At 61.8% G+C, this 19,426-nt stretch carries 19 protein-coding genes; 8 read left to right on the top strand and 11 right to left on the bottom strand.

Annotated elements, in window-relative coordinates:
• Positions 1–1,869 (top strand): adenylyl-sulfate kinase, encoded by a 1,869-nt coding sequence (gene cysC, locus WFJ47_RS09680; RefSeq protein ID WP_408868643.1) that lies wholly within the window; start codon positions 1–3, stop codon positions 1,867–1,869.
• 375 nt (positions 1,870–2,244) lie between these two features.
• On the opposite strand, the gene WFJ47_RS09685 is transcribed toward cysC, so the two are convergent.
• The 3 genes from WFJ47_RS09685 to WFJ47_RS09695 all read right to left on the bottom strand — a co-directional run bounded on the left by WFJ47_RS09685 (position 2,245) and on the right by WFJ47_RS09695 (position 4,248).
• Positions 2,245–3,042: a phosphatase PAP2 family protein gene (locus WFJ47_RS09685; RefSeq protein WP_233582236.1), complete on the bottom strand. Its 798-nt coding sequence runs from the start codon at positions 3,040–3,042 to the stop codon at positions 2,245–2,247.
• 199 nt (positions 3,043–3,241) lie between these two features.
• The gene (locus WFJ47_RS09690) at positions 3,242–3,613 is read right to left on the bottom strand and encodes a metalloregulator ArsR/SmtB family transcription factor (RefSeq protein ID WP_336762624.1); all 372 of its coding nucleotides are present in this window, start codon (positions 3,611–3,613) and stop codon (positions 3,242–3,244) included.
• Complete coding sequence (locus WFJ47_RS09695) at positions 3,610–4,248, bottom strand: peroxiredoxin (RefSeq protein ID WP_127103630.1); 639 nt, start codon at positions 4,246–4,248, stop codon at positions 3,610–3,612. The genes WFJ47_RS09690 and WFJ47_RS09695 overlap by 4 nt, the downstream gene beginning before the upstream one ends.
• Positions 4,249–4,356: 108 nt before the next feature.
• Here WFJ47_RS09695 and WFJ47_RS09700 point away from each other — a divergent pair, with 108 nt between their 5' ends.
• From WFJ47_RS09700 to WFJ47_RS09715, 4 genes are all read left to right on the top strand, one after another.
• A complete protein-coding gene (locus WFJ47_RS09700; RefSeq protein ID WP_336762626.1) occupies positions 4,357–5,283 on the top strand; it encodes an MBL fold metallo-hydrolase in 927 nt (308 codons plus the stop codon).
• Between the two features lie 114 nt (positions 5,284–5,397).
• Positions 5,398–6,999 carry a beta-lactamase hydrolase domain-containing protein gene (locus WFJ47_RS09705; protein ID WP_336762628.1) on the top strand — a complete coding sequence of 534 codons (1,602 nt, stop codon included), beginning with the start codon at positions 5,398–5,400 and terminating at the stop codon, positions 6,997–6,999.
• Positions 7,000–7,008: 9 nt separating this feature from the next.
• The gene (locus WFJ47_RS09710) at positions 7,009–7,824 is read left to right on the top strand and encodes a sulfite exporter TauE/SafE family protein (protein WP_127103633.1); all 816 of its coding nucleotides are present in this window, start codon (positions 7,009–7,011) and stop codon (positions 7,822–7,824) included.
• A 70-nt stretch (positions 7,825–7,894) separates the two neighbouring features.
• Positions 7,895–8,356: a GAF domain-containing protein gene (locus WFJ47_RS09715; RefSeq protein WP_336762630.1), complete on the top strand. Its 462-nt coding sequence runs from the start codon at positions 7,895–7,897 to the stop codon at positions 8,354–8,356.
• Positions 8,357–8,639: 283 nt separating this feature from the next.
• Here WFJ47_RS09715 and WFJ47_RS09720 read toward each other — a convergent pair whose 3' ends face one another.
• From WFJ47_RS09720 to bdcA, 4 genes are read right to left on the bottom strand one after another with little or no spacing between them, the layout of a single operon-like run.
• Positions 8,640–9,500: an NAD(P)-dependent oxidoreductase gene (locus WFJ47_RS09720; RefSeq protein WP_336762632.1), complete on the bottom strand. Its 861-nt coding sequence runs from the start codon at positions 9,498–9,500 to the stop codon at positions 8,640–8,642.
• On the bottom strand, positions 9,497–10,498 hold the full coding sequence (locus WFJ47_RS09725; RefSeq protein WP_336762634.1) for an alpha/beta hydrolase: 1,002 nt from the start codon (positions 10,496–10,498) through the stop codon (positions 9,497–9,499). The genes WFJ47_RS09720 and WFJ47_RS09725 overlap by 4 nt, the downstream gene beginning before the upstream one ends.
• A gap of 9 nt (positions 10,499–10,507) precedes the next feature.
• Positions 10,508–10,813 (bottom strand): EthD family reductase, encoded by a 306-nt coding sequence (locus WFJ47_RS09730; RefSeq protein WP_336762636.1) that lies wholly within the window; start codon positions 10,811–10,813, stop codon positions 10,508–10,510.
• Positions 10,810–11,523 (bottom strand): SDR family oxidoreductase, encoded by a 714-nt coding sequence (gene bdcA / locus WFJ47_RS09735; RefSeq protein ID WP_336762638.1) that lies wholly within the window; start codon positions 11,521–11,523, stop codon positions 10,810–10,812. The genes WFJ47_RS09730 and bdcA overlap by 4 nt, the downstream gene beginning before the upstream one ends.
• Before the next feature lie 69 nt (positions 11,524–11,592).
• Here bdcA and WFJ47_RS09740 point away from each other — a divergent pair, with 69 nt between their 5' ends.
• Positions 11,593–12,195 (top strand): helix-turn-helix domain-containing protein, encoded by a 603-nt coding sequence (locus WFJ47_RS09740; RefSeq protein WP_336762639.1) that lies wholly within the window; start codon positions 11,593–11,595, stop codon positions 12,193–12,195.
• Positions 12,196–12,601: 406 nt separating this feature from the next.
• On the opposite strand, the gene WFJ47_RS09745 is transcribed toward WFJ47_RS09740, so the two are convergent.
• The gene (locus WFJ47_RS09745) at positions 12,602–13,375 is read right to left on the bottom strand and encodes a class I SAM-dependent methyltransferase (protein WP_336762640.1); all 774 of its coding nucleotides are present in this window, start codon (positions 13,373–13,375) and stop codon (positions 12,602–12,604) included.
• Positions 13,376–13,464: 89 nt separating this feature from the next.
• Between WFJ47_RS09745 and WFJ47_RS09750 the strand changes: the two genes are divergently transcribed.
• Positions 13,465–14,313 carry a helix-turn-helix transcriptional regulator gene (locus WFJ47_RS09750; protein ID WP_336762641.1) on the top strand — a complete coding sequence of 283 codons (849 nt, stop codon included), beginning with the start codon at positions 13,465–13,467 and terminating at the stop codon, positions 14,311–14,313.
• A gap of 100 nt (positions 14,314–14,413) precedes the next feature.
• On the opposite strand, the gene WFJ47_RS09755 is transcribed toward WFJ47_RS09750, so the two are convergent.
• The 3 genes from WFJ47_RS09755 to WFJ47_RS09765 all read right to left on the bottom strand — a co-directional run bounded on the left by WFJ47_RS09755 (position 14,414) and on the right by WFJ47_RS09765 (position 17,686).
• Complete coding sequence (locus WFJ47_RS09755; RefSeq protein ID WP_336762642.1) at positions 14,414–15,520, bottom strand: purine nucleoside permease; 1,107 nt, start codon at positions 15,518–15,520, stop codon at positions 14,414–14,416.
• Positions 15,521–15,534: 14 nt separating this feature from the next.
• Positions 15,535–17,046, bottom strand: a complete 1,512-nt coding sequence (locus tag WFJ47_RS09760; RefSeq protein ID WP_127102689.1) for an adenosine deaminase — start codon at positions 17,044–17,046, stop codon at positions 15,535–15,537.
• Positions 17,047–17,407: 361 nt separating this feature from the next.
• Complete coding sequence (locus WFJ47_RS09765) at positions 17,408–17,686, bottom strand: HU family DNA-binding protein (protein ID WP_025884597.1); 279 nt, start codon at positions 17,684–17,686, stop codon at positions 17,408–17,410.
• A gap of 188 nt (positions 17,687–17,874) precedes the next feature.
• On the opposite strand from WFJ47_RS09765, the gene xdhA reads away from it, so the two are divergent.
• Complete coding sequence (gene xdhA / locus WFJ47_RS09770; RefSeq protein WP_336762646.1) at positions 17,875–19,386, top strand: xanthine dehydrogenase small subunit; 1,512 nt, start codon at positions 17,875–17,877, stop codon at positions 19,384–19,386.
• The last annotated feature ends 40 nt before the right edge of the window (positions 19,387–19,426 follow it).

Genomic DNA, 19,426 nt, shown 5'->3' on the forward strand with positions numbered 1-19,426 from the left:
ATGACAACCAACGACCTTCCCGCCTCGCTGCGCGCGGCTGCTACCCCCATCGTGATTGTGGGCCATGTCGACCATGGCAAATCGACCCTGATCGGTCGTCTGCTCTATGACACGGATAGTCTGCAGGACGGCAAGCTGGCCCAGATCGTAGAAAGCAGCCGCAAGCGCGGTCTGGCTGTGGAGTGGAGCTTCCTGCTCGACTCGCTTCAGATTGAACGCGACCAGGGCGTGACGGTCGATTCCACGCGCATCCCCTTCCATCTGGGCGGGCGTGAATTCGTCATTGTCGACGCACCGGGCCACCGCCAGTTTCTGCGCAACATGATCACGGGCGCTGCCGATGCCGAGGCCGCCGTCCTGGTGGTGGACGCGCTTGAAGGCGCGCAGGAGCAGACGCGCCGCCATGCCATGTTGCTGCGTCTCATCGGCATTCGCCATGTGATCGTGCTGCTCAACAAATCCGATCTGCTCGATTTCGATCAGGCCAGGATTGGCCAGGCTGAAGCCGATGTGCGCGACCTGCTTGGCCGCCTGGAAATCACGGTTGAGGCTTTTGTGCCGGCTTCCGCGCGTGATGGCGATAATATCGCCACGCGCTCTGAGCGCGCGCCCTGGTATACCGGCCCGACGCTGGTTGAGGCGCTGGCTTCCGTGCCCGCTCCGGCGTCGCGCCTTGCGCTCGATTTCCGCATGCCTGTCCAGGATGTCTATCGCTTCGATGACGTGCGCTATGTCGCAGGACGTATCGAGCGCGGTGTCATCCGTGCAGGCGACCGGATCATGATCGGCTCGCAGGGGCAGCAGGCGACCGTGGCAGAGATCTGCCGCTGGCATGCGCCGGAAAATCCGGTGGCGGGAGCCGGAGAGTCGATCGCCCTGCGCCTTGAGCCCGATTTGGTGCCTGATCGTGGTGATCTGCTCTTTCCGGCGCAAGAGACGGGCGCGGCTCCTATTCGCACTGCGCGCCTGCGTACGCGTCTGTTCTGGCTGCGTGGCGAGCCGCTGCGCGTTGGCGAGAGCTTTACCCTGCGTCTGGCAACGGCCGAACATGACGTCACGGTCGCCTCGATCGACGCCGTGGTGAATCTTGACGATCTGACGTTGTCGCCCGGCGATGAGGTTCCGCCCGACGGCTTCGCCGAGATCACGCTCGTGGCGTCCCACGCCATTCTCTTCGACCCGTTCTCGCCCGGTTACAGCGATGGCAGGGGTGTCCTGGTCGATCGTTTCCAGCGCATTGTGGGCGGAGCGCCGCTTCTGGGCGTGGCAGAACTGCCAGATGGCGCCCATGCCATTCATCCGACGGCCAGCAAGGTCACCTCGGGCCAGCGTCGCGCGCTGCATGGCCATGATGGAGGCGTCTTCTGGCTCACGGGCCTGCCCGGCTCGGGCAAGAGCACTATCGCCCGTGCGGTGGAGAGCGAGCTTGTCGCAGAGGGACTGCGCACGACTGTACTCGATGGCGATACGCTGCGTGCCGGTCTGTGCAGTGATCTCGGCTTCTCTCCCGAGGATCGTCGAGAGAATATCCGCCGCACCGCACACGTGGCGCGCCTTCTCGCTGAAAGCGGTCAGGCCGTGATCGTCGCACTCGTGTCACCCCTGATCGAGGATCGCGCCCTTGCAGCCCAGATCATAGGAGAGGGATTCCACGAGGTGCATGTGGATACGGCTCTTGCGGTGTGTGAAACCCGCGATCCGAAGGGGCTTTACGCCGCAGCGCGCGCAGGCCGGATCAAGGATTTCACCGGGGTGAGCGCGCCTTATGAGGCGCCATTGACGCCAGGGCTGCGTCTGGAGACTGTTGGGGCTCTGGATGGCACAGTCACTGCTTTCCGTGAGTTCATCCAGGGGCGCCTGTCGCGCTGAAGGTCTGAATAATCTCGATGTGCGTTGAAAAGGGCGGGCCGCAAGGCACGCCCTTTTTCGTCGAGCTGCGTCGCCCTGTATTCTTTGCCGTGCTGGCGGCACGTCCGATCATCTCTTCCGGTATAGAGCACTGTATGTGTCTGTTGCAGTGACCGCGATCTCCCGAACAGGGGGCGAAGGCTATCGGCCCTCGATTGACGACAGCGGCTGGTCGGGAGTTGGAAACGCCATGGCCAGGATCAGTAAAGGGGGGAAAGACGCGATCGTATCGTTCCCCCCTATCCTGTGCGCCGTCAGTCGGATGCGCTGTTCCGCCGGACGGGCCGGGTGAGCCTTGGGGCAATCGGATCTGTCCGGTTGCCCTGAATAGGGTGCCTAGTCTTCCGAGAACGGCGAGTGCGCTGCGGCATCGGCCTCCAGCGCGCAGCGTTCTGTCTCGGGATGAACGCCTGTCGCTTTCATGGCGAGCAATTCTTCCCGGGCCTTTGGTAACAGCGCGCGTATTTCCGGGTTCTCCAGTGTCGCAACCGCGAACGCACCGGCCGCCTGATACCCTGACGCAACGTCAGACGCCCAGTGAACGCCACAAATAATGCGACTTTCTCCGATCACGCGGCCGCGCTGCAGCAGCTCCGCGCTGCGCTCGGGCAGGAGTGCCGATAGAACGAGGGCGGTGGAGTATCCGGCAATGGTATGTCCTGACGGATAGGATGGGCTCTTGCGCAGATCGCCCTCACGCGAGACGCAGATCGGCAGGTCATTGCCGATGAAGGGGCGCTGGCGCTTCCAGTAGTGCTTCTCTTCTGACGTGCGGCCCGTTTCGGCCCTAGCCATCAGGGTGAGGATCTGCTCGAGATGCGGGGCTTTGTCCAGATCGATCAGGAAGCCCGCCGCGCAGGAGAAGCCGCGCAGGAAAGGCTCTGGGCGCAAATCGGCATCGCTCTGCGCAAGTTTCCAGCGCGGCGTGTCCTTGAGGGCGCGCGTGACGGCGAAGATCCGGTCATCATTGGCCTGAGAGGCTGCTGAGGCGGGAGGTGCGGCCAGTGAAAGCCGCGCATCGGGGAGGGAAGAGGCCTTGAGCGGTGCGGTGGGCGCCGTCGAGCAACTGGCCAAAAGGCTGGCGAGCGCGATGGCCCAGGCGGAGCGGGTGCGCATGGCAGGATCGCGTGTCATGGAATCCGTTTCACTGGGGTGGGAAGACGGGCGACCATGGCATGGGTGCAGCGCAACGGGCAGGGGGCAGGCGGGAACGTTATATTAACTTGATGCAATGTCGATATGAAGAACCGCTCCTGCCCCACTGGCTGATGCATCCGTCTTCACGCAGGAAAGGCGCTGGCGCGCATCCGGCCTGGGCAAGATTTCGTTGCTCTCAGTCAGGCAGGATCGCCGCAAAATGTGCCCCGCCACGTGCGGGAAAACGGATTGCTGCGGGATTGACGTTTTGCGGCAGGGCCGGATCGAGCAGGGTGAGGATGATGATGGCCCGTGCACGCTCCGCGCTGGATGCGAAATCATAGATGACTTCGCGCGCTATGCGGGTCGAGGCGATGATGCCTGCCCGTCGCAATTCCCCGAGTTGCTGAGACAAGGCGGGCTGTCCGATACCGGTCTCGCGCTCGATGGCCGACACGCTGCAGGCTTCGCGGGCCAGAAGGGACAGGATGGCAAGGCGTTGTGGCTGACCATAGAGACGCAATCTCTCGATCAGCGTGTCCTGCTGGGAACGATCTGAGCGGCTCATGGGGCGCTGTCTTCCTCGAGGTCGTGATACCAGACGCCCCCCGGGGAAGCGCATAGCCCCTCCAGCGTCTGAGCGGGAGGGTGGAACAGCTTTCCCCCCGGTTGCCACCCTTCCGGTGTGAGGGCGTCGCCTTGCATGGCACGTTGCAGCGCCTGCACCGTACGCAGGATTTCTGCCACGGACCGACCGACGCTGAGGGGATAGGTCAGGATCGACTGGATCGTGCCATCGGGGGCGATGATGAATGTAGAACGCACGGTGCTGCTGTCCTGCGCATGCGCATCGAGCATGCCGTAGGCGCGCGCGATGGCCATCGAGGGATCTTCGATGATCGGGAAGCCGATTTCGACCCCAAGGTCACGTCTGATCGCCTCGATCCAGCCGAAATGCGAAGGCAGGCTGTCCACGGACAGGCCGAGCAGTTTGCAATCCAGCGCATCGAACCGGGATTGCGCCTTCGCGAAAGCGATGAATTCGCTGGTGCATACCGGGGTGAAATCCGCTGGATGAGAGAAGAGTACGATCCAGTGCCCGCGAAGCGTGCTCAGCGTCAGTTCTCCACGTGTGGTTCTGGCACGAAAATTCGGTGCCATCATCCCGAGGCGGAGCGGAGGCATCCCTTCTGGATCATTCATGAACGATCTTCCCGTCTAGCATGTCATTCTTGACGCGGGGCTCTATCACAATTACACAGAATGAGAAATAACACATTCGAGAAATATGAAAGTCATGGAGTGAGCAACATGGTCGACTCTCCGGTAGCGAAGGCCACTGCCCTGATTGACGCCACATATGCGGGTCGGGCGCCTCTGCCTGTCATACGCAGTTTCTTCGATGAGACGACGTTTACGGCATCGCATGTGGTTCATGATCCCGCCACGCGTGAGGCAGCGATCATCGACAGCGTGCTGGATTACGACCCCGCTTCGGGGCGGACCAACGCGACCAGCGCGCAGGCCATCCTGGATTACATAGAAAGCGAAAATCTTACCGTGGTGTGGCAGCTGGAAACCCACGCCCATGCGGACCATCTTTCCGCGGCACCATGGTTGCAGGAACATCTCGGCGGCAAGCTCGCCATAGGGGCCGAGATCACCCATGTGCAGGAGGTCTTCGGCAAGATCTTCAATGCGGGGACGCGCTTTGCGCGCGACGGGTCCCAGTTCGATCATCTGTTCAAGGATGGCGATGTCTTTCACATCGGCACGATTCAGGCCATCGCCTTGCATGTTCCGGGACACACCCCGGCCGATATGGCTTTCGTGATCGGGGATGCCGCTTTCATCGGCGATACGTTGTTCATGCCCGATTTCGGGACGGCGCGGGCTGATTTTCCGGGCGGGGATGCCCGACAGCTCTACCAGTCCATACGGCGTCTTCTTTCCCTGCCACGCGAGACGCGGCTTTTTCTGTGTCATGACTACAAGGCGCCGGGGCGCGATTACTATGCGTGGGAGACGACAATCGGCGCTCAGCGTGATCACAACCTCCATGTGCATGACGGTGTCAGTGAGGATGAGTTTGTGACCATGCGCACGAAACGTGATGCGACATTGTCACTGCCCAACCTCATCATGCCATCAGTCCAGATCAATATGCGTGGCGGGCGTCTGCCGGAACCGGAAGAAAACGGCACACGCTATATCAAGATACCCCTCGACACGCTCTGACCTCCAGGGACCGCGACCGGTGGGCTCATCAGGCCTCCGGCGCGCAACCAGCCCGCAAGCGGTCGAGAGCCGTGCGCCGGTTCGATGCTAGTCTGACGACAGAAAGGTACGCTCATGTCCCTTCGCTTCCTGACGGCCCATTTCGCCGTCTCGCCCCAGATCCGGGCGGAAGATCTGCCCGCGCTCAAGGAGCAGGGCTTCACCGGTATCATCTCGACTCGCCCGGATGGCGAGGAAAAGGATCAGCCCGGCGTGGCCGATCTGGGTGTGGCCGCCGAGAAATGCGGGCTCGCCTTTGCCTATATTCCCGTGCGTATGGGCGCGACACCCGATGCCCATAGCGTGTCGGTCATGCGGCGCACCCTGTCGGAAATGATCGGGCCGGATCATACGGGAAAGGTTCTGGCTTATTGCCGCTCGGGCCGTCGCGCGTCGGATCTGTTCGAACTGGCCTCCACCCAGCCGGAAGAGACCGCTCCGAAATCCCAGCACTACGATGTGGTGGTGGTGGGCGGCGGCGCGGGTGGTCTGGCCTGCGCGGCCAGCCTGTTACGACGCAGGCCGGAATTGCTGGTGGCCGTCATCGAGCCTTCGACCGAGCATTATTATCAGCCTGGCTGGACCCTTGTGGGGGGCGGCGTGTTTCAGGCGGGTCAGACGAGGCGTTCGGAAGTCGGGCTTATTCCTGCGCGTGCCAACTGGATCCGTCAGGCAGTGACGGGCTTCCAGCCGGACCAGAATCAGGTCGCGCTGGGCGACGGCAGCGTGGTGCATTACGAAGCACTGGTGGTCGCAACCGGCCTCAAGCTCGATTGGGCGGCCATTCCGGGCCTGACCGAGACGCTGGGCAAGAACGGCGTCACCTCGAATTACCGCTATGATCTGGCTCCCTATACCTGGGAGCTGGTGAATAGGTTGGAAGAGGGGACGGCTCTGTTTACCCAGCCGCCCATGCCCATCAAATGTGCGGGCGCACCGCAGAAGGCGATGTATCTCTCCTGCGATGCCTGGCGTCGACGTGGTGTGCTGGGTCGTGTTCAGGTGGGTTTTGATACGGCTACGCCAAGTCTTTTCGGCGTTGCCGATTTCGTGCCGGCGCTCATTGATTACATCAAGGGCTATGGTATCGATCTGCATCTCAAATCTCGCCTCGTGGCTGTGGATGGCGAGAAGAAGATCGCAACGTTCGAGCGCGTGACCGAGACAGGCACGGAGCGAGTCGAGCGTGCTTTTGACATGCTGCACGTCGTGCCACCTCAGACGGCGCCGGATGTCATTCGCACATCACCTCTTGCTGGTCAGGACGGCTTCGTGTCGGTGCATCCCGATACGATGCAGCATACGCAATTTGCGAATGTCTTCGCCGTGGGCGACGTGGCCGGAACAAGCAATGCCAAGACGGCAGCGGCCGCGCGCAAGCAGGCCCCAGTGGTGGTTGAAAATCTGATTGCGCAGCTTTCAGGGCGCAAGCTGGAGGCGGCTTATGACGGTTATGGTGGCTGCCCGCTGACGGTCGAGCGTGGCAAGATCGTGCTCGCCGAATTCGGCTATGGCGGAAAGCTGCTTCCGACCCTGCCGAGCTGGATTCTGGACGGCAAGAAACCAACCCGTCTGGCGTGGTTCCTCAAGGAAAAGATCATGCCTCTCCTGTACTGGGAGTTCATGCTCAAGGGGCGTGAGTTTCTCGTGCGCCCGGGAAAGAAGAGCGAGGGCTGAGCCTCTCTCATGGTCGCGTCCTCTCTCACGCCTGACCTGATTCTGTCAGGCGGCGTCCTGTCGGCCCCGATTGTGCCCGCTCTGGCCTCAGGCAGTCTGGTCGGGCTCGTTCTCGGGCTTATCGGCGGCGGCGGGTCGATTCTCGCGGTCCCGTTGCTCATCTATCTGGTGGGGGTACGCAACCCCCATGTCGCCATCGGCACGAGTGCCTTCGCCGTTGCCATCAATGCACTGGCGGGGCTCGTGACCCATGCGCGAGAGCACACTGTCAAATGGCGGTGCGCCGGATTTTTTGCGCCCGCCGGAATGATTGGCGCGGCCCTGGGGGCGCATCTGGGCAAGGCGATGGATGGTCAGCGCCTTTTGCTCCTCTTTGCGGCTCTGATGGTTCTTGTTGGTATCGCCATGATCCGTGGACGCCATGATCAGGGCATACCCGGGGCAGCCTGCAACCGGGATAATGTCTGGAAGGTCGGGCTGTTCGGCCTGTGCACCGGCGGGTTGTCCGGGTTTTTTGGCATTGGGGGCGGATTTCTGATCGTACCGGCCCTGATGGCGGCTACCCATATGCCGGTTCTGAATGCGGTCGGGACGTCTCTTGTTGCCGTCGCGGCCTTCGGGGTCACGACAGCGGCAAGCTATGCCCTATCGGGTCTGGTCGACTGGTCACTGGCATTATGGTTCATTCTTGGCGGCGTAGCTGGATGCGTGATCGGCACGAGGCTGGCGCGCGCGATGGGGCAGGGATCGGGGGCAACATTGAAGCTGGTCTTTGCAGCCCTTATCTTTGTCGTCGCGGGGTATATCGTCTTCAAGACGGTATGACAGGTTGCGGTCACGGTGCCGGATCTGGGAGGCCCGCCCTTAAATCTCAAGACCAGAAAGTGACCGTGCAATGAGCGCCCCTGACCTGAAACTGACCCAGGCCGATATTCTTTCCTCAGTCGAGGGGCTCGTGGCCGCAGAGAGCGATCTCATTGCCAATATGGCCAATATCGCTGCCGTTCTTTTCGAGGCTCTACCGCGTATCAACTGGGCCGGGTTCTACCTTATGAAAGAGGGTGAACTCGTGCTCGGCCCGTTTCAGGGGCGTGTGGCCTGCACGCGCATTGCATTGGGGCGTGGGGTGTGTGGTACGGCTGCAGTCGAGAAGCGTATCCAGCGGATCGATGACGTACATAGCTTCCCCGGGCATATTGCCTGCGATGCGGCGTCGGCGTCGGAAATCGTTCTGCCTCTGATCAAGGACGACGTTTTGCTGGGTGTGCTGGATATCGACAGTCCCGAGCCCGCCAGGTTCGGAGAGGCCGAGCAGGCCCTTCTGGAGCAGGTCGTCTCCTCTCTCCTCAAATCCTGAGATCTCGTTGAGGGTTTCCGAAGGGCGATGGCCCTTTGGCAGGGAATGGGGCAGCGTCCCATGATCAACCCGATCACGATCTTTGTCGCTGCAGGGTATGGATCCATTCATGGGCGGACGATAACCCGGCTTACTCAGGAGGCGGGCAGGGAAGGTTCCTCACTAGGGGACAATCTGCCAGTCATCCTCTCATACACTTGGTCCGCGCAAGGTCGATCCTCCTGGGATCGCGACCCTTACGCCTGACCCCCCGCCCATGCCTGTTCCATAGGGCGGAAGCGCCTTAATGATTCTCCTTCGCTTCTCCCAGCGTCTGAGCCGCGATGACAGACCAGTCCTTTTCTCCATGTCCGGCGGCGATAGCCTCTCCCATCCGTTTGAAGACCGCTGCCAGCATTGGCAGTTCATGCCCTACTGCGGAGCCTGCCTCTGTCGCTAATCTCAGATCCTTCAGGCCAAGGCTGGCCCGGAAGCCGGGTTCATAGACCCGTTTCGCAATATTCCCGGAATAGACCTGATAGGATCTGCTGCCGAACAACGTGTTGAGAATCAGGTCGAAAAATGCCTCACGCGAGACACCGCTGGCCTCGGTCAGCACGACAGCTTCGGCCATTGCCTCGATGGCCATGGTAATCATCATATTGCAGGCGATCTTGGCCGCGTAAGCTCCGGAGGGATCTTCCCCCATTGGCCAGACACGCCTGCCCAGAACCGCAAATACGGGTGCAAGCCTGTCCAGATGGACTGCGCCGCCAGCCGCAAGTATCTGCAATGCGCCTGCTGCCGCAACATCGGGCCTGCCAAGGACAGGGCTCGCTACGTAGGCCATTCCGTATAGGGCGTGAAGCTCTGTCAGTTCGCGTGCAAATGCGACCGATATCGTGGACATGACGACATGGATCACACCGGAGGGGGCGCGTGACACCAAACCCGGATCGACGATCACCGAGCGGATGGCCGCATCATCCGACAGGAGCGTCAGAACGACATCGGCGTTGAACGCCTCCTCCGGTGTCTGCAACGCAGCCACGCCTTCAACCGTGCGGCCCGAGCGCGTCCAGGCACAAACGTCATGGCCGTCATGCACCAGATTGGTGGCGATGGCGCGACCCATCGCACCAAGGCCGATCAGGGCAATTTTCATGCTGACACCTCTAAATTCGATGCAAGCCAGGCCAGCACAGGAGCCAGCGCTGCGTCGGAGTTTTTTTCGTAGATCAGCCCATGCCCGTTACCATGCACCCCATGATCCGGAAGATGCATCACTGTGGCAGAGGCCCCCGCGTCATTGAGAAATGCGGCGGTTGGCGGGCTTGCCGCTGCAAACGCGCTGGCCTCGGCGGTGACGATCAGGATCGGCTTCCCAGCCAGAGACGGTAGACGATATGTTCCAGGCTTTGTCGCGTGCAGCATTGTCGCATCCTGCACAGGCGGTTCGAAGGCGAGCGGCGCTGCGGCGATGCCCCAGGTCATCGGGCCGATATTGGGGATGGTTGCGAAAGGCGGTCCCATCGGCTCGATGGCGATAATGCCCCGTACGAGATCGGGTCTTCTATCGGCGACAAGCCAGCCATCCGGGCCCGAGGCAGAATGTGTGAGCAGGATCGCGGGACCGATCCTGTCCAGAAGTGCCGCGATCCGGTCGGCGTCCATCGTCTGGGAAGTACAGAGATCAGCGGGCAATGGGCCGTAGCCCGCAACAAATGCGTCAAGCGCACCCTCATCATCCGCGTCAAACGGCCATTGCGTATGGCGCGGGTCGGCTTGGGGAAAATAGATCTGACGCGCGGCTTCATAGGAAAACGGCGGTCCCATCGCACCGGTGATTTCCGTATGCAGGGGAGAGCGCCCATGTCCCGGCCGGTCGATCACGAGGGCGACGTAGCCTGCCTCGACCAGACGCTGCGCCCATCCCGGCCGACCATCAGGCGTGTCGAACCACTCCGTGCCCTGAAACCCGCCTCCATGCATCAGGATGATCGGATAGGGGTGAATGACGTGTTCGGGTGCCTCCCACTCCACATACATGGGCGCGCGCTGATAGCGCCGCCCGGAATGGGTCACGCGCTCTCCCGGGATCCAGAAATGCCCCCGGCGAATATTGCGCAATGGCGCATGCGACCATGGTTTCTCATCACTCATGTCAGGTCCTCAGAGAGAGATAGCGCGCAGGCGGGACGGTTGGAGATCAGTAAACCGCGGAATATCGGCCATGACGGCCGAAGCCTCCGGACTGCCGAATGCGCGCTCCATGCTCGACGCATCTGCGAAGCGACATTCGCACAGGGCGATCGTCCCGGGATTATCCTGCGCCGGATAGAATGCGGCGAGCGACACGAGCCCATGGGGCGCAAAGGCGCCCCTCACCAGAGGCAGGTGATGAGCGCTGTAATATTCCCGGTCGAAACGATCATCTGAAGCACCGCGATAGATTACAAAGAGCACCGCCTCGCTCATGCGCCGAAACCGCCATCGATCGTGTGCATGGCGCCCGTTATCCCGCGCGCATGCGGACCCGCGAGATAGGCGACCAGATAAGCTACGTCCTCTGCTGTGCCGTGGCGCTTGAGCGCCATTTCGTCATGCATTGCTTGTGCGAGGAGGCCATCATGGGGGTTCATATCCGTGTTCGTTGGCCCGGGCTGCACCACGTTTACCGTAATATCGCGCGCGCCAAGATCCCGGGCGAGACCGCGCGCAAGGCCCTGCAATGCCGATTTGCTCATTCCATACGCTGTGATCCCCTCGAATGGCATACGGTCCCCGTGCACCGAGCCGATCAGGATGATCCGTCCGCCCTTCTTCATCTGCCGCGCCGCCTCGACGGAGGCGAAATACGGGCCGCGGATATTCACGTCGATCAGATGGTCGACGGAATCGGGCTCCAGGGTCAGTGGATCGCCCGGCAGCAGTACGGCGGAATTATAGACGAGAACATCGAGCGGCCCCGTATTCTGCAACAGGGTAATCGTTGCATCACGGTCCGAGGCATCGCTGCGGATGGCGCGTGCGCCGGTTCCGGCCGCGACTGCTTCTGCCGCTTCCCGCGAGCCCGACCAGGTGAACGAGACGTCGTCGCCTTCCGCCGCAAACCTCCCGACGATCGCTGCCCCGATCCCTCGACTACCGCCGATGATCAGGACTTTACGTGCTGTCGAACCTGACATGAGGCGCTCCTTGAATTTATTGATCGAACGCTACATAATTAATGCAGGATTATCGTCAAGGGTTTTTGAGTGACCGATCAATTATCGTCGAAGGCCGTACGAGGTCGTCCCCGCCGGTTCGACCCGCAAGAGGCTCTCTCCGCTGGGCGCGCGCTGTTCCACACGCATGGCTATGAGGCGCTGGGCATTGCCGCCATCACTGAGGCACTCGGGATCAGACCGGCCAGCTTCTACGCCGCGTTTGGCAGCAAGGCCGCCTATTTCGAGAGGATCGCTGAGGCCTATGCCGCTGAGATCTTGCCTCTCAACATCTTCTTTCGCGACGACCGTCCTGTCATCGACAGTATTGCCGAGTTGCTGGGGGACGCTGCGCGTACTTACACAGCCTGCAGCGATCGGGCCGGGTGCCTGATCCTTGAGGCCTTACGTGCCGATCGCAGCAATGAGGGGAGAGGCATCGCTCTGCGCATCGCCCGGGCTCGTCGTGAAAAGCTTGAGGCCCTGATCGCCCGCACGGCGCCACAGGTAGCGCCGATGGTAACCGATGTCCTGACCGTGACGATGGCTGGTATGTCGGCTGCGGCCCGTGATGGCGCGAGCTGCTCAAGCCTGGAACAGGTCGCGGCGGTTGTCATGGTCGGGCTGCGCTCACTCATTGGGGGGAACACCTAGGCGAGAGCGCTCCACGGCCACGCGCCGTAACCGACACACCCTTCCAGCCAGGCAGGTTTTTCGCGCAAGCAGACCCGATCATATGGATGAACAGCGAGGCTTGTTCGTCACCGCATGCCGATACGTGTGCCATCCCTCTCCGACAAAGCCGATCATATGACCCGCAGCCCCCTCTTCCGTGCGCAGGCGTAGGTCATTGCGGTTCGAGAAGATGATCCCGCTCCTCTGGCAGGGGGCGATATATCGTAGTGAGATGTTTGAGAGAGGCCACCAGACGCGTCATGAGCAGGTGCGGCAGTCGACGCAGATCAACTCAATGCCAGTTATTGCCCAGCACCTCTGTCAGGGTGCCCATGCCGAAGCAACAAGGTTCGAGCCTCAGGGGCCGCCCTCTGTTCCGTCCGCTTCAGAGTGGCGCAGGTTTCTTCCATGCGACGATCGACAGGGGAAAAGTAAAGCGAACGACGTTATCGACCTCACTGGCACGCATACCAGACCGGTCCTGACCGCTTGCAATTTCCTCTCTGAAGAACGCGGTCAGAGCCGGCAGATCTTCCTGTGCCACCTGATCGGTCAGTTGCGACTCCAGGCGGTATTGATGAACCATCAAAGCCGACAGCCCCGCCTCGTTTCCGAGAGCCTCGAGCTCAGCCAGCGTCAGGGCGCGGGTATGAGAGGCGTCACGCAGTTTCTCGGCTTCGTCATAGCGCTCCCGACATTCGGGCGTGGGCGTGGCGTCGATCACGATCACCCGCCCACCGGGACGACAGACCCGAACCATCTCCTGCAGGCAGAGCGCCGGGGTCTCCATGTGATGGAAACTGTAGCGCGTCACGACACGATGGAACGCGCCGTCAGCGAAGGGGAGGGCGCGTGCATTGCCAATCTGGAAGCAGGCAGTCGTGCCGGTTTGCCGGGCACGCTGTTGGGCCTGGTCGATCATGGCGGGTGTGAGATCGATGCCGGTCACGACCCCGCCTTCTTTTGCCAGAGCACAGGCGACAATCCCGGGGCCGCATGCCACATCGAGCACGCTCATCCCCGGTTCAACAGCGCAGGCGGCTATCGTGTGCGCCATGCTCTCGGCCTCGGCATGGAGAGGGAGCGCAGCAAACGGGGAGGCCCAGCGCGTGAACTGGTCGATTATCCGTGTGTCATGAGGGGATGCCGCATCGGTCATGATTGTTCCTTTCCTTACCCCGGCAGGTTAAGGCACAGAACCCTGGCCGACTAACGATGCGCGGTCATAAAATAGCGGGAAACGGCCAGATGAAGACCCTGACAGACGAGGAAACGCGCGTCATTCTGACCGAGACTGGTCTAGATGCGCCGTGCAATGCAGCTTTCGCCCTGCGCAAGGTGACGGAGCCGGTGGCTTATGGCTGGCATGAACACCCCTACCACCAGATCATCTATGCACGGAAAGGGACGACTCAGGTCGAGGGGCGGGACGGGGTGCATCTTCTGCCTGCGGGGCACGCCGTCTGGATATCAGCCCATGTCCCGCACAGGACGATGATCCGCGATCTCGATGGCGTATCCCTTTTTTTCAGGGTCTCTCAGGGGGATGAGAAGCGTGGCAGGATCGAGATTTTTCCCGTCACGCCCGTGCTGCGCGAGATGGTGTTCTATGCCCTGCGCTGGCCTGGGGGCGAAAGGGAGGAATGCCCGATCGCAGCGGTTTTTTTCAGGACCTTGCTGCTTCTGGTGCGGGAGCAGTGCGACGCGGTCCGCGCCGGCAATTTTGTCCTGCCCCGGGCGCGTCATTCCGGGCTCGTCAGGGCCATGGATGCAGCGCGCGCTGATCCCGGCTCGGTTGGACTGGACGCAGTTTTGCGGGTGGCAGGGATGTCGGAACGCAGCTTTCGAAGGCATTTCCGAGAGGAAACCGGCATGAGCTGGCAGCACTGGATCATGCAGGCGCGGTTATTTCATGCGGCGATTCTGCTCGGTCAGGGGGAAAGGGTTACGTATGTCGCGGCTGAAGCCGGCTATGCGTCCATGAGCGCTTTCGCCAAATCCTTCACGCGAGTCATCGGCCTCGCTCCGCTGCAGTATCAGAAGCGAAGCCGGGGAATGGATGAAGTGCCGCCTCCGGGAGGAGGGGAGTCATTCTGACGCCCGGATCAGCCAATTTCCCGGAGTTTAGGTCCGGGATGGGGTTTCCAGAGGGCGACGCCCTCTCGCCTAGCCCGCATCCCGGCCTCTCCTGTTCGGCTTACTTCCCTGCAGAAGGAATCGTATTCTCGTAGCGGTCCCAATGGGTGGCAAGTTCACGCACGACGACGCTGCCGATCTGATAGGCGGCGTTTACCGAGGGGATGAACGCTGAATAGCCCTTCTCATTCGCTTCATCCGAGAGAAGCTGCGCGGCGGTCTGACCCGGAGGCGGCATGTCGAAATTGCTTGCGGTGCGCAGGAGCAGGGCGCGATCGGGATCGACGCGTCCGGCCTTGGCCTGAAGCGCCAGGGCCTGGCAGAAAGCGATATCCTCTTCGGCGGTCGTGGCCATGACGCCCTTGTTATCGGTCCAGTAGCGCACCCAGCGTTCGGCCCAGCGGTTCATGAGCTTGCCAACCCAGAAGGTTTCTCCCGAGATCGTGTCGCCGATCATGACAGAAGGGGGCTTCTGGGCGGGGGCATAGCCGCGATAGCGGGCGCGGCTCTGTTTCATGCCATCGCTGTCGGGCAGGGAAATCGATCTGGTGAGGGCATAGGCCCAGTTCGTAAGGCCGGGATTGAGCGTGTAGACCATGTCGCCTGACAGCGAGTGCAGGGGCGGGCGGGGCGACTGATCGGGGCGGCTGCCCTGTACGGGTGTAAAGCCATCCGGCCAGTCTTTCGGGATCTCGCGTGGGTCGACCAGATGTGCGAGGCCGCCATTGATCACTCGGGGGGCCCAGACGGCAGAGCCGATCGTTCCGAAATTGGGGTCGATCCCTGCAATGCCGGCGAGGACGAAATAGCTGTGACGCAGGTCGAAGCGAGGGTCGAGAATAAGTGCCGTCATGGCAGAGGCCATGTGCTGTGGACCTTCACCGGAAGCGATGGCGAGGACCTGCAACTCCGGGTTGTAGTGCATCACCTCATGATCGGTGCCCGGTGCGGGTAGCGTCTGGCTCAAGGGGAGCTTTTCAATCCAGTTCTGATACTCGCCCGGGGTGTCGCCAGTGTCCTTGCCAATCTCGAACGTGGTTACAACCACAACGCGAACTGGAATTCTGGCGGGGCTGGACTCGGCGGCGGCTGAGGGGGAAAAAGCGGGCGCGATGAGCGCCGTGCCGCAAAGGGAGAGGGCCGAGAGGGCAAGAAGGCGCTTGAGCATCGGGCGGAGGGTCCTCACTGGAAAAGGGGCTCGTGGCTGACAGTGTTTTCAAAAGCGGCGAAGTTCTGCTCGAGCTGAAGCTGGAGGCGGGCTTTCTGGCTTTTTTTCAGGAAATCCGCACAGGCGAAGCTCTGCGGCGCCTTGCAGAGTGTGGTCACATGATCCCCGTCCCAGAGCGATGTGCCGGGAATGAAGGCGTAGGTCAGACTGTTGCGAGACAGGGTTTTCAGATCGGCATAGCTCAGTGATGTGGTGGTAAGCGCCCTGAGGTAATCCTCGGTCAGATTGCTGCGCGATACGCCTTCATCGTCGGTCGAAAGCACGACGGGTACATGGGCGCGGCGATAGAGACTGAGCGGATGCTCTGCGCCGCTCACTCCCAGGATCTGGGCATTGCTGACCAGATTGACCTCAACCGCGATACGGCGCTGCGCCATCTCGTTGAGAAGGCGTATGGCGTCTTTCTCCCAGGTGATATCCACGCCATGGCCGATGCGCTCGGCACCCGCGATCTCGACTGCGTCACGAATGTGGCTTTGCAGGCCGCTGGCGGGAACGAGGGAGGGGGTCAGTTCGCCTGCGTGAAGGCTGAGCCGGACATCGGGGTAGAGCGCGCCCAGCTTGGCGAACATCTGCATATGCAGTTCGTAATCGGCCATGGCGGTACTGTTGTCTTCGGGGGCGACGAAATTGAGCCCGACAAAGCGCGGATCTTCATGGGCCAGAGCATAGCCTGCATCGAGCTGGGCGAAGACCTGGGCCGGGGTCATCGTGCGGATGGCCTGGAACAGATACCGCACCGTCACCGAGCACCCCGGATGCGCGGCAGGGGTATCGCATTGCAGGATGTCGCGGGCCTGATGCTCCATGTCGTCCGTATCGCGTCTGGCTTCAGCCACCAGACGGGGACGCTCGTCCTTGAGTGCCTGATGCGCGGCATCAAGGTCGAGATCATGTAGGGGGTGCTGGTCGCCCGTCTTGACCATGCTGCCCAGAGCCGGGGAGATCATCAGTTCGAGATAGACCACGTGATCGGCGGCAGCCTGATCGCGAGCCTGGGCGAGCATCTCGCCTTGGTGGGCTGCGAGCACAGGAGCGAAGCGTCCGAAACTCGAGAAAAAGTGATCGTGACCGGAGTGATCGGCGGGCGTCGGAACGAAATCATGCATCGATAAGGAATCGATCATGACCGCGCGGGCGTCGTCACGCGCATGCAACTGGGCGGCGGGAATATCGCCGGGCGTTGCCAGACGGCACTTTGTTGGCAGGATGCGTCCCTGCGAAAGCGAGACGCATAATCCGTCTCCTGACGCCCATTCGAGAAAGCTTTCGGCCGAGATGGCCCCTGCGAGATGGTTATGAAGATCCCCACCTTTGGGAAAATTGCGCATGAACAGGGTCATGCGCGCGGGGTCGCTGCGCAGATGATCGAAGATGCGGGCCGTCGCCTGTCCCTCCGGCGTTTCGGCCTGGGCGGAGAAGAGCGGAATAGCGAGGGCTAGGGCGGGCAGGAGGCGAGGCAACATGCCGCGAAACGTGACGAAACCCGTTTGCTTTTGCAAGCGGGCGGGCGAGAGCCGAGAACGTTTTTTAACGGAGAAGGCGCCGCATGATCGCGGGGAGGTGCAGGTCGGGCGCAGGCTTTGGCGACGAGTGCGAGCCGGATGGGCAGGATTGCCCCGGATCCGCCAGGGAAGATGGCCGTGCCAGGAGAGTTTTGGGTGAGGCGGGATTATATTTCCATGCACGGGGGCATGGGCGGCCTCGGGTCGGACGGATGGTCCGGAGGGAGGGGCACCTGACGATTACGCTGGGGCAGAAGTCAGGGCATCCCATGACAGGCCATGCCACTGCGGGATCCCGCAGTGGCATGGCCTGTTGATCGGCTTACTTGCCGGCCAGAGCGTCCTTGACGTTCTTGGCAGGGGAGTAGCTGAGCTTCTTGGACGCAGCGATTTCGATCGTTTCGCCGGTCTTGGGGTTGCGGCCCTGGCGAGCAGCGGTGGAACGCACCTGGAACTTGCCGAAGCCCGGGATCGACACTTCGTCACCCTTGGTGGCAGCGTCGATGATGCTGGCCCAGACGGTGTCGAGGGCGGTCTTGGCGTCGGCCTTGGTGCCACCGGTGGCGGCGGCGATGCGGTCGATCAGATCAGTGGACTTCATGGTGATCCTCTTGCGTTTGAAATGGCCGTGGAGCCTTAGGCGCAGTTCGAAGCGATAACAAGGCAGGAAATGCAATATTCCTGATTGTTCTCTGCCGTCGAATCTCCCAATCATACAAGAGTTTCCGGAAATGGCGAAGGGGCCACCCCCATTCATTCAACCAGTTTCCATCATGCGGGGGGTCATTCATGCGCGAGACGATACGCTTCTTTCTGGGGGACCGCCTCGTCACGCTCGATGATGTTGCGCCTGACCGTACCCTGCTGGACTGGCTGCGTCATGAGGGGCGCACCGGCACCAAGGAGGGCTGTAACGAAGGGGATTGCGGCGCGTGCATGGTGATCGTGGCGCGACGCCGCTCCAGCAGCGAAATCTCTGGCGCGGGAGGGGAAACGGGCCGTGGACGCGCCATGCCATCCGGGGTGAGCCTGCGCGCGGTCAATGCCTGTATCCAGCTTCTGCCCATGCTCGATGGCGCGGCAGTTTTCACCATTGAGGATGTCGGCTCCGCAGAGGCATTGCACCCGGTCCAGCAGGCCATGATTGCTCTCAATGGCGCGCAATGCGGCTTCTGCACGCCGGGATTTGTGATGTCGATGGTGGCGTATCGCAATACCGATACCCCTTCAGATGACGATAGCGCGATCGATTCCGCTCTTGCGGGCAATCTGTGTCGCTGCACCGGCTACGCGCCCATCGTAAGGGCCATGAAGCAGGCGCTTGCGGCCCCGGACTCAGCCTTCGAAGAGCGTATCCGCACACTGGACGATCGGCTGGCGGCGCTTGAGGACAGGGCAGATGTGGAGATCGAGACCGCACAGGGCAATGTGTTTCTGCCAGCCTCGGCGGAGTCTCTGGCGCATCGGCTCATGGCATATCCCCAGACGCTCATCGTCGCCGGGGCGACGGATATCGGGCTGTGGGTGACCAAGGCGATGCGCCCCCTGCCGCGTGTGGCCTTCATCGGGCAGTGCGCCGATCTCGCGACGATCGAAGAGACGCAAGATGGGCTGCGTATCGGAGCAGCGGTCACCTATGAGGCTGCGCGTGCAGCACTGGCGCGCATCCTGCCCGATTTCGGCGTCCTGATCGGTCGTATCGGCTCGACGCCGATACGCAACAGCGCCACGCTCTGCGGCAATATCGCCAATGGTTCGCCTATCGGCGATGGGCCGCCAGCCCTGATCGCGGCCGGAGCGACGCTTCATCTTCGGTGTGGTGCAACGCGACGGAGTCTGCCTCTGGAGCAGTATTTCCTCGCCTATGGAAAGCAGGATCGTCGGGAAGGAGAGTTTGTCGAAGCGGTGAGCGTGCCTCGTCAGAAGGAGGGGACATTCTACCGCAGCTACAAGATCTCCAAACGCTTCGACCAGGATATCTCCGCGGTTCTTGCGGCCTTTGCCCTTTGCCGCGATGGCTCCGGGCGGATCATCGAGGCGCGTCTCGCCTTTGGCGGTATGGCGGCGACACCGTGTCGTGCGCCCAGAGCCGAGCAGGCGCTGCTAGGTCAGCTATGGAACGAGACGACGCTCGAAGCCGCCCGAGATGCCCTGGCCGAGGATTTCACGCCTCTGAGCGATATGCGGGCCAGTGCCTGGTATCGTCAGACAGTGGCTGCCAATCTGCTGACGCGATTTTATGAAGAAAGCCAGGGGGAAACCATGCGTCTCGCCAAGGCCGGGAGCCTCACCCATGTCTGACCGCACCAACACGTCTGACTGCATCGGGACCCTTCCGGCC

The sequence above is a fragment of the Asaia sp. VD9 genome (assembly GCF_037150015.1).
In the GTDB taxonomy this organism is placed as follows: domain Bacteria; phylum Pseudomonadota; class Alphaproteobacteria; order Acetobacterales; family Acetobacteraceae; genus Asaia.